Annotated in this window: 8 protein-coding genes; 3 read left to right on the top strand and 5 right to left on the bottom strand. The window is 70.8% G+C overall.

Annotation, left to right across the window (positions count from 1 at the left end; genetic code table 11):
* Positions 1-137: 137 nt before the first annotated feature.
* Together DZF91_RS13185 and DZF91_RS13180 are read left to right on the top strand one after the other, a co-directional pair.
* Positions 138-1499: an MFS transporter gene (locus tag DZF91_RS13185; RefSeq protein WP_117357764.1), complete on the top strand. Its 1362-nt coding sequence runs from the start codon at positions 138-140 to the stop codon at positions 1497-1499.
* A gap of 52 nt (positions 1500-1551) precedes the next feature.
* Complete coding sequence (locus DZF91_RS13180; protein ID WP_147341136.1) at positions 1552-2196, top strand: helix-turn-helix transcriptional regulator; 645 nt, start codon at positions 1552-1554, stop codon at positions 2194-2196.
* A gap of 145 nt (positions 2197-2341) precedes the next feature.
* Here DZF91_RS13180 and DZF91_RS13175 read toward each other — a convergent pair whose 3' ends face one another.
* Entirely contained in the window at positions 2342-4570 is a 2229-nt protein-coding gene (locus DZF91_RS13175; protein WP_199486604.1) for a M9 family metallopeptidase, read from the bottom strand.
* Between the two features lie 333 nt (positions 4571-4903).
* Between DZF91_RS13175 and DZF91_RS13170 the strand changes: the two genes are divergently transcribed.
* The gene (locus DZF91_RS13170) at positions 4904-5716 is read left to right on the top strand and encodes an SGNH/GDSL hydrolase family protein (RefSeq protein ID WP_117357762.1); all 813 of its coding nucleotides are present in this window, start codon (positions 4904-4906) and stop codon (positions 5714-5716) included.
* 325 nt (positions 5717-6041) lie between these two features.
* Here the strand turns inward: DZF91_RS13170 and DZF91_RS13165 are convergent, their stop codons facing one another.
* The 4 genes from DZF91_RS13165 to DZF91_RS13150 all read right to left on the bottom strand — a co-directional run bounded on the left by DZF91_RS13165 (position 6042) and on the right by DZF91_RS13150 (position 9309).
* Positions 6042-6815 carry an ABC transporter permease gene (locus tag DZF91_RS13165; protein ID WP_117357761.1) on the bottom strand — a complete coding sequence of 258 codons (774 nt, stop codon included), beginning with the start codon at positions 6813-6815 and terminating at the stop codon, positions 6042-6044.
* Complete coding sequence (locus DZF91_RS13160; protein WP_117357760.1) at positions 6812-7756, bottom strand: ATP-binding cassette domain-containing protein; 945 nt, start codon at positions 7754-7756, stop codon at positions 6812-6814. The genes DZF91_RS13165 and DZF91_RS13160 overlap by 4 nt, the downstream gene beginning before the upstream one ends.
* A gap of 34 nt (positions 7757-7790) precedes the next feature.
* Positions 7791-8453: a DUF4097 family beta strand repeat-containing protein gene (locus tag DZF91_RS13155; protein WP_117357759.1), complete on the bottom strand. Its 663-nt coding sequence runs from the start codon at positions 8451-8453 to the stop codon at positions 7791-7793.
* A 445-nt stretch (positions 8454-8898) separates the two neighbouring features.
* Positions 8899-9309 carry a MerR family transcriptional regulator gene (locus tag DZF91_RS13150; protein WP_117357758.1) on the bottom strand — a complete coding sequence of 137 codons (411 nt, stop codon included), beginning with the start codon at positions 9307-9309 and terminating at the stop codon, positions 8899-8901.
* Positions 9310-9491 lie beyond the last annotated feature (182 nt).

The raw sequence follows: 9491 nt of genomic DNA, 5'->3' as shown, positions 1-9491 counted from the left end.
GACCCGGACGCGCCGCGCCCTGACGACCCGCCCGCCTCCGCCAACGGCGCCAACGGCGCCTCCGCCGGCCCCGCCTCGGCCGACGCCTCGGGCGCCACCTCGGCCGACGCCTCCCGGGACGCCGCCGGGAGCGCGGGGTGAGTTCGGACGCCGCCCGTCCGCCGGGCGTCTGGGAGACCTGGCGGGAGGCGCCGGTCCCCGTCCGCGCGGTCATCATCGGGTTGCTCGTCAACCGGCTCGGGACGTTCGTGCAGGTCTTCCTCGTCCTGTACCTGACCCACCGGGGCTTCTCGACGACCGAGGCGGGGATCGGGCTCGGCGTGTACGGCGCCGGGACCGTGCTCGGGCTGCTGGTCGGCGGCGGGCTCACCGACCGGATCGGCAGCCGCTGGACGATCGTCGTCTCGATGGCCGGATCGGCCGTCCTCACCCTGGCCGTCCTCTACGCGCCGCAGCTCTGGACGATCCTCATCGCGCTCGCGCTGCTCGGCGCGGTCGCCCAGGTGTACCGCCCGGCGTCGGCGAACCTGCTCGCCGAGATGGTCCCGGACGAGCGCCAGGTCATGGTGTTCGCGATGCTGCGGCTCGCGCAGAACGTCGGCGCGACCGCCGCGCCGCTGTTCGGCTCGCTGCTGCTCGCCGCGTCCTACTCGCTGCTGTTCTGGGGCGAGGCGGTCGCGGCCCTCGTCTACGCCGTGATCGCCTACCTGACGCTGCCCGGCGGGCGCACGACCGAGCCCGCAGACGCCGAAGCCAATGCCGACGCGGATGCCGACGCAGGCCGCGCCGCCGACCGTGACGCCGTCGAGGCGCCCGCCGCCGGCGGTTACCGGGCGGTGCTCGGCGACGGCCGCTACCTGCTGTTCCTGCTCGCCTTCCTGCTGAACTCGCTGATCTACGTCCAGTACCTCGCGGTGCTGCCGCTCGCGGTCAAGGCCGCCGGGCACCCGACCGTCGTGTACGGGTCGCTCGTCGCGCTGAACGGCTTCATCGTCATCGCGTGCGAGCTGCCCCTGACCAAGAAGACGCAGAACTGGCCCGCCCGCGCCGTCGGCGTCGCCGGGCTCGCGCTGCTCGCGGGCGGCCTCGCCCTCTACTGGGTGCCGCTCGGCGTCGCCGCGCTCGTCCTCGCCACGGTGGTGTGGTCGCTCGGCGAGATCGTCGGCGGTCCGACCATGTTCGCCTACCCGGCCAAGGCGGCGCCGGACGGCCTGCGGGGCCGCTACCTGGGCTCCGCGCACGCCATGTTCGGCCTGGGTGCGGCGCTCGGCCCGGTGCTCGGCGTCGAGCTGTGGCACGCCGTCGGACGGTCCGTCTGGCTCTGGTGCGGCGCGGTCGGCCTCGTCGCGGTGCTCGCCGCCCGCGGCGGAATAGTCGAAAAATCAACGATTTCGCCGGCCGACGAGGACAAACCTCCACCGGACCATTCAGGAAAAGAAAGCGCTGTCGTGGTGCATACGGTCGGTGACGCTCCCGTCGCGGCGGAGGACAATGTATAAAGAAATGCGTGTCCGCGGCGTAGGCGACCGAAAACTGTGTCATATGGAAGGCATGGCAACCCCACCGCACGACGTGGCCGAGAAGCCTTCCGGCGCCGGGGCCGGAACACCCGGCCCCGGCGTCCCGCGCGAGTGCCGGGTCGAAATGTTCGCGGCCCGGCCGACCGGACCTCCTGACGGCGAGACGGCACGCCACGACCTGGCGCTGCTGGACCGGGGCGTCAGAGTCCGGCTCCTGTACCCGCACTCCGTCCGCACCGATCCCGCCTTCCTCGGCTACGCGCGCATGTTCGCCGACGCCGGCGGGGAGATCCGCACCGTCGACCGGCTGCCCGCCCCGGTCGCCGTCTTCGACCGCTCGGCCGCCCTGCTGTCGGTCGGCCCGCCGGACGGCGGACCGGTCGAGATCACCGCCGCCCCCGTGGTGGACCAACTGCTGTGGACCCTCGCCTACACCTGGGACCACGGCTGGCGCTGCCCCTGCGACAGCGAACAGGAGGAGTTGCGCAGCGCGATCCTGATGATGCTCGCCAACGGCGACAAGGACGAGACGATCGCCCGCCGGCTCGGGATGTCGGTCCGCACCTGCCGGCGGCACGTGGCGTCCATCATGGCCGAGCTCAACGCCGCCAGCCGCTTCCAGGCGGGACTCCTCGCCGCCCGGGGCGGTCTGCTCGGATACACGCCCCACCCCTGACGCCCCCGGGACCGTGACGGCCGGGCCCACCGGCCGAGGCCGTCACGGTCCGGGGCCGTCACGGTCCGGGGCCACGGAGGCGACGGGGAACGCCCTCACGACAGTGTCGTGAGGGCGTTCTCGTGACCTCGCCGAATCCGGCGGCTCAGTAGCGGCTGGTGACGGTCACGTCGGTGAAGCCGGTGGCGGCGTAGAGGCTGACGTAGTTGTAGCCGCCGCCGCGCAGTCCGGTGATGGTCAGGGACTCGGAGTTGCCCGCGTTGGCGGACCGGGCGGTGTACGCGCCGGTCGTGGCCCAGGTGGTCGGGTTGAAGTAGAGGTCGGCGTTGCCGGTGCCGCCGGACGTGGTGACCGTCAGGCTGCTCGTCCCGGCGGGGACGTAGAGGTAGAAGTAGGCGTAGTTCCCGGCCGTCGCGGAGACGGCGGTGCGCCGGCAGTCCTTCCCGAGCGTGCGGGTGTCGGTCCCGTCGCAGGTCGTGCCGCCGCCGGGCGGGTTGCCCCCGCCGGAGAGGGAGTCCAGCCAGGTGGTGAACTCGCCGTCGTACTTCAGGGACTTGGTGAAGGTGTAGGCGGCGTCGTAGTTCCCGGTGCGGTAGTAGCCGAGCAGCTTCGTGACGTCCGCCGGGTGCTTCTCGAACATGAACCGGACGGCCAGGTAGCCCCAGTGGTAGGTCCGGTTCACGTTGGTGTTGTCGTAGGTCGTGTCGAACAGCGTGCTCAGCGCGTAGGTGTGCTTCGGCGCCTCGTTGAGCGCGTCGGTGTAGGCGAGGTTCCGGTACGAGTAGGAGACGTACTCGGCCACGCCCTCGACCCACCAGATGTCGGGGCGGGCGGTCGAGGCGTTGAAGTCGCCGTACTGGTCGTAGCGGCCGTCGAGGTAGTGCGTGTACTCGTGGTTGAGGTTCCAGATGCGGGCGGCGAAGCCGTTGTCGTCGGTCCGCTGGTAGGCGATGAAGCGCGGCGTGTTCGTCGTGGACGACGGGTCGCCCTCCAGGTACATGCCGCCGTTGTTGGTGTCGATGCCGAAGATGACCCCTGCGTAGGTCCGGTAGTCGTCCGGCGAGTGGAAGACGACCACCTCCATGTTGGAGTTGTAGTCGTCCGCGACCGGCTTCCCGCCGTCCTTGGTGAGGTTGTGGAAGTAGGCGTTCTGGTTCAGCATGCTCGTGCACGCCGCGTTCGCCTCGTCCGAGGTGAGGGCCTGGGCGACGATGTGCAGGACGTTCGCGCTGCACGTGTAGTTCTGCGTGAGCACCGCCTGCCGCACCCGGTTGGACAGGTCGCACGTCCCGTAGGACGAGCAGTTCGCCTCGTCGTAGGCGTTGGCGACGTCCGCGACCCGGACCCACAGGGGCGCGGTGGGGCCGGTGACCGAGCTGGCCGCCAGCAGGTTCTTGATGAGCGGTCGCACCTTGCTCTGCAACGCCGCGTACTGGACGAACCGGGCCGTCTCACCGCCCGCGTTCGCGACCAGGAACGCCGAGCCGGTGCCGAGCAGGTCCATGTGGTCGCGGGCGAAGGCGTAGACCGCGTCCACGATGCTCGGGTCCGCCTGCACGGCCGCCGGGTACCCGGTGACCCACTGGCCCCGGAACAGGACGGTGAACACGTTGTTCACCGCGTTGCGCATGTACCAGGACGCGTCGTACGCGCTGTTGTAGGCGGCGAGCAGGCGCTTCACCACGTACAGGTAGCGGGCGTTCTCGGACGAGCTGTCGATCAGGACGACCGCCTCGCCGAGGATCTCCCCGTTGGCGTCGCTCACCGTGCCGGACGCGGGGTTGGCGTAGAAGGCGTCCAGCGCGCCCTCGATCGCCGTGGCCAGCGTCCTGGTGTACTGGCCGACCGTCCCGGGGTTGTAGTACTGCACGTAGTAGCCGGCCCGCAGGAACAGGACGAGCTGCTCGGTGCCCGTCGCGTTCGTCCCGTTGTAGGACGTGGCGTCGGTGCGCAGCGCGTTCGCGACCGTGACCATCTGCGCCTCGCGGAAGGCGCCGTACTGGTCCTGGCCGGTGACCGAGAACAGCGAGTTGACGCAGTCGACCGACGCCGCCTTCACGGCGTTGACCAGCGCGGTCCCGGTGTTTCCGGTGAAGTCCGAGACCGAGCAGGCGCCGGCCGCGGCGACGGACGGGCTGAGCAGCCGCTTGGGGGCCCTGGCCGCGGGCGGAGTGAGCGGGGCGCGGGCCTTGGCGCCCTTGCGCACGTTCATCTCGTCCGTCTGGGCGAGCCTGGTGGGGCCGGAGACCTCGCGGTCGTGCCGGGCGGGGGGCGTGCCGCGCGACGCGGCGAGGGCGTGGGCGGGGGCGCCCGCGCCTCCGGCCGCGAGGGCGACGGTGACCGCGAGGGCGGTCACCCATCGGCGTGGGGACATGGCCAGCTTCTCCTCTGAACGGGGGGAGTGGAGAGTGGGAACGAGACCGGCCGGTCTGTGCGGACGGCTGTAAAATGTCACATGCGACATGCCCTAACAAGGCCCAATTCACGGGCCGTTTACGGACATGCGGTAACGGCACCCAGGGTGATCGGTCCGGCGCGGCGCGCCATCGCGTCATGACGCGTTTTGGCGCCGTTCGCGGGAACGCCCGGAGGGCGGCCCCCGTCAATGGCGAAAGTCGCCGAAAAGTGCCCACTTTTTGACGGGGACAGTAATTAGGGACGCGATGTATAAGAGAGGGGATCAAACCCCCCTTTTCAGGAGTGCCCCATGCGCGTCCCCCGCCTCCTCGCGTTCTCCGCAGGAACCGCCGCCGTTCTCGCCGGAACCCTCCTCACCGCCGGCACGGCCGAGGCGGCGGGCGAGCGCTACGTCGCCCTCGGCGACTCGTACTCCGCCGGCGTCGGCGCCGGGTCCTACGACTCCGCCAGCGGGTCGTGTTCGCGCAGCACCAAGGCGTACCCGCAGCTCTGGGCCAACGCCAACGCCCCCGCGTCGTTCAGCTTCGTGGCGTGCTCGGGCGCGACGACCGACACGGTGACCAGCGGCCAGCTCGGCGCGCTGACCTCCTCGACGACCCTCGCCAGCATCACCGTCGGCGGCAACGACGCCGGGTTCGCCAGCGTGATGCAGACGTGCGTGCTGAGCTCCGACGCGAGCTGCCTGACGGCCGTCAACAACGCGAAGACCTACGCGCAGAACACCCTGCCCGGAAAGCTCAACACGCTCTACGCGACCATGCGTTCCAAGGCGCCGAGCGCGAAATTCGTGGTGCTCGGATATCCGCACCTCTATTACATGAACAGCGGAATCTGCGTGGGCCTCAGCAGCACCAAGAGGAGCGCGCTCAACTCCGCCGCGGACGCCCTGGACACCACGATCTCCGCCGCCGCCTCCCGCGCGTCCTTCACGTACTCCGACGTCAGGCCGATCTTCAACACCCACGAGCTCTGCTCGGGCGACGACTGGCTGAACTCGGTGACCATTCCGATCGGCAATTCCTACCACCCGACGGCGCTCGGCCAGTCGAGCGGCTACCTGCCCGGCTTCAAGAAGGGCCTGACGGCGGCCCTCAACGGCTGATCGAGCCCATAACGGTTGCGCGGTAATTCGCCGACTCGGCGTCCGTAATTGACGCCCGGTCTCCGGCGCACCTCGCGACCAGGCTTCCGCACTGTCATTCCCCGTAGGCCCTCCGGCATCACCCGGAGGGCCTACGGCCGTTCCGGGACGGCCTGCGCTGGGAGCGGAGCGGAACCGCATGGTGCCGTCCCCGGACGGCCATCTCTGCCGAAAGCCGGGGGGTGAAAGGCTCAGGGCCGCCAGACCCGGTGGTCTGACGGCCCTGTCGGACGGGGGCGGACGATTCTGCCGAACGGGGTGGACGATTCCGCCGGACGGTCCGGGGTCACGCCTTGTTGTAGGTGCGCTTGGCCCAGAGGTAGGAGACGGCGGTGAGGCCGACGCACCAGGCGACCGCGATGGCGGCGTCGTGGCCGATCGGGGTGCCGAGCAGCAGCCCCCGGACGGTCTCCATGATCGGGGTGAAGGGCTGGTACTCGGCGAACCAGCGCAGGACGGTCGGCATCGAGTCGGTCGGGACGAAGCCGCTGCCGAGAAAGGGCAGGAAGACGAGCGGCATCGGCGCGTTGCTGGCGGCCTCCGGCGTCGGGGACTTCATGCCGAGCGCGACCGCGAGCCAGGTGACGGCGACCGCGAACAGGGTCAGCATCCCGGCGGCGCCCAGCCACTCGACGATCCCGGCGTCCGGGCGGAAGCCGATCGCCAGCGCGACCCCGATCAGGACCGCCATGCCGATGAGCTGCTGGACCACGCTTCCGACGACGTGGCCGGTGAGGACCGACGCCCGGGCGATCCGCATCGTCCGGAAGCGGGCGATGATGCCCTCGGTCATGTCGGTGGCGACCATGACGGCGGTCCCGGTCGCGGCGGTGGCCGCCGCCATCAGCAGGATGCCGGGCACGACGTAGTCGATGTACGCCCCGCGTCCGCCGCCGAGGCCCTTGCCGAGCGTCCCGCCGAAGACGTAGACGAACAGCAGCAGGATGACCACCGGCGTGACCACGAGCTGGACGGTCATGGACGGGTAGCGGACCAGGCGCTTGAGCTGGCGGCGCGTCATGGTGGAGGAGTCGCGCAGCGCGAGGGCGAGGGTGCTCATCGGGAGGTCTCCTTCGGGCCGGTGAGGGTGAGGAACACGTCGTCGAGGTCGGGGGTGTGGACGCTGAGGTCGGCCGGTTCGACGCCCGCCGCGTCCAGCCGGGCGAGCAGCTCGCGCAGCGGCGCGACGCCGCCGTCGGACGGGACCTGCAGGGTGAGCCCGGCCTCGTCGGACGGGTCCACGAACCCCCGGCCGAGCGCGGTGAGCGCGTCCTTCAGCGCGTCGTCGTCGAGGAACCGCAGCGACACGTGGCCGCCGGGGATGAGCCGCTTGAGCTCCTCGGAGGTCCCCTCGGCGATCAGCCGGCCGCCGTCCAGCAGCGCGATCCGGTCGGCGAGCTCGTCCGCCTCCTCCAGGTACTGCGTGGTCAGGAAGATGGTCACGCCGTCCCGGACGAGCTCCCGGACGATCCGCCACATGGAGCGGCGGCTGCGCGGGTCGAGGCCGGTGGTGGGCTCGTCCAGGAAGATCAGCCGCGGGTCGCCGACCAGCGTCATGGCCAGGTCGAGCCGGCGCTGCATGCCGCCGGAGTACGTCCCGGCGGGCTTGCGCGCCGCGTCCACCAGGTCGAACCGCTCCAGCAGCTCGGCCGCCCGGCGCCGGCCCTCGGCGCGGGACAGGTGCCGCAGGTCGGCCATGAGCCGGAGGTTCTCCTCACCGGTGAGCAGCTTGTCGACCGCCGAGTACTGCCCGGTGACGCCGATCGCGCCGCGCACCTCGTCCGCCTCGCGGGCGAGGTCGTGCCCGGCGACCCGGACCGTCCCGCCGTCCGCCGGGACGAGCGTGGACAGGATCTGGACGGTGGTGGTCTTGCCCGCGCCGTTCGGGCCGAGCAGGGAGAAGACCGTTCCTTCCGGGACGGCCAGGTCGATGCCGTCGAGCACGACCTTGTCGCCGTAGGACTTGCGCAGCCCGTGCGCGTCGATGGCCAGGTTCGTCATGGGGGGCTCCTCGGGGGTCCGGAGGGTCGGCGGGTCAGAGACTGCGTGCGGTGATGTCGCCGTTGGCGCTGGTGGCGCGGATGTCGAGCCGGGTGTCGCCGTCGTTGCGGAGCTCGTTGACGATGCGTCCGTTGGGGGTGCCGGCGTCCAGGGAGGCCGACACCCCGGCGGCGGCGCCGACCGAGACGTCGCCGTCCCGGGTGCTCAGCTCGACGGTTCCGGCGGACGCCTCGGCGATGCGGATGTCGCCCTTGCTCACGGTGATCCGCGCGGACCCGCCCAGCCGGCCGATCTCCACGTCCCCGGCCGCGGTGGTGAGGGTGACGCTCGCGGCGTCCTCGACGGCGACGGTCCCGTGCGCGCCCTCGTAGGCGACGTCGCCGAGCCGTCCGGCGGTGGTGAACTCGACGCTCGCCGTGGTCGCCTCGACCCGGGAGCCCGCGGGCAGCCCGACCGTCACCGCGAGGGCACCGGAGGCTCCGAAGTACTGGTTGCCGGTCGGCCCCTGGATCCGCAGGACGCCGTCGGCGTACTCGACCGCGGTCTGCTCGGCGGCCTTGACGTCCCGGCCCTTGGCGGCGTCCGCCGGCAGGACCTCGACCGTGGTCACGGCCTCGTCGCCCGCGACGATCCGGACGCGTCCGGCGGGGACGTCCAGGACGGCGGTGATCGGGGCGGTGGTGTCGAACTTCCGCATCGTTCTCTCCTTGCGGCTCGTCGTTTCGAACAACGCAAACGCTACGTTGCTTTCTCGAATCGCACAACATGTGCATTGCGTCGAAACGACGTCACCACTGGTAGAACGAGCAAATTCATTGCATCCATGCTGCGCGGTAATGCAACGAGCTCCACGCAATGCGTTGCAATGGAGTGTGGATGAACGCTATGCGCGAGCCTCCCCGGCCCTGGGACCGTGCTCGCCGCCGCCTCCGGCCTTCCCTGCGCGGAAACGACAGCGGGCGAACGCGTGATACTCGCGTTCGCCCGGTTGGACAGGGATCGTGGCGGACCCTACGGCTGAGCAGTCCGAAGCCGTAGTGCTCTGGAGTCGCAGGTCGTCACCGGGTTTCCCGGAGGGGAATCAGGACCGGCCGGAGAAGCGGTCGGTGACGTTGCGCGGCGCGGCCTTCAAGATGCACGCGTCAGGAGTCCTGGTCGATGCGCCGTTGGAGCTGGGCGTTGATGCGCTGGGCCTCAGCGAGCTGGTCTTCCAGGATGATGATCCGGCAGGCCGCCTCCAGTGCGGTGCCCTGGTCGACAAGGTCGCGGGCGCGCTGGGCCAGTCGCAGCTGGTAGCGGGAGTAGCGGCGGTGGCCGCCGGGCGAACGCTGGGGGACGAACAGTTTGGCCGCGTCCAGCTGGCGCAGGAACGCGGGGGTGACGCCGAGGATCTCGGCTGCGCGGCCCATGCTGTAGGCCGGGTAGTCCTCGTCGTCGAGCTTGCCGGCGAGCCGGTCGTCCAGCGGGCTTCCGGCTTCGGTCCCGTCGGGGGGAGTGTCCCTGGGCAGGACGTCGGCGTGGCCGTGGGTGGGACGGGTGGCGCGAGGTTCCATAGATCCTTCCGTGGTGGTCGTGCAGAGGCGTGTCGGGCAGAACGCGAACGGGGGTCCCGGTGCCGTGTTCGGCACCGGGACCCTGAGGTACAACACCATCTATCCGGCCTGACGGCCGGTCTTGGACCGCGTCTACCGCTCACCTGAGCGGCGACGCGCGGATCGCGAATGCGTGACCGTAG

Origin of the sequence: Actinomadura logoneensis (assembly GCF_003428695.1) — a bacterium.
GTDB lineage: Bacteria > Actinomycetota > Actinomycetes > Streptosporangiales > Streptosporangiaceae > Spirillospora > Spirillospora logoneensis.
The sequence above is the reverse complement of the archived record's forward strand: the minus strand, read 5'-3'. Positions and strand labels throughout refer to the sequence as shown.

What these genes read in the sequence shown, in the direction of transcription:
- DZF91_RS13180 (WP_147341136.1), top strand. Translation starts at nt 1,552, where the DNA reads ATGGCAACCCCACCGCACGACGTGGCCGAGAAGCCTTCCGGCGCCGGG.
- DZF91_RS13175 (WP_199486604.1), bottom strand. Translation starts at nt 4,570, where the DNA reads ATGTCCCCACGCCGATGGGTGACCGCCCTCGCGGTCACCGTCGCCCTC.
- DZF91_RS13170 (WP_117357762.1), top strand. Translation starts at nt 4,904, where the DNA reads ATGCGCGTCCCCCGCCTCCTCGCGTTCTCCGCAGGAACCGCCGCCGTT.
- DZF91_RS13165 (WP_117357761.1), bottom strand. Translation starts at nt 6,815, where the DNA reads ATGAGCACCCTCGCCCTCGCGCTGCGCGACTCCTCCACCATGACGCGC.
- DZF91_RS13160 (WP_117357760.1), bottom strand. Translation starts at nt 7,756, where the DNA reads ATGACGAACCTGGCCATCGACGCGCACGGGCTGCGCAAGTCCTACGGC.
- DZF91_RS13155 (WP_117357759.1), bottom strand. Translation starts at nt 8,453, where the DNA reads ATGCGGAAGTTCGACACCACCGCCCCGATCACCGCCGTCCTGGACGTC.
- DZF91_RS13150 (WP_117357758.1), bottom strand. Translation starts at nt 9,309, where the DNA reads ATGGAACCTCGCGCCACCCGTCCCACCCACGGCCACGCCGACGTCCTG.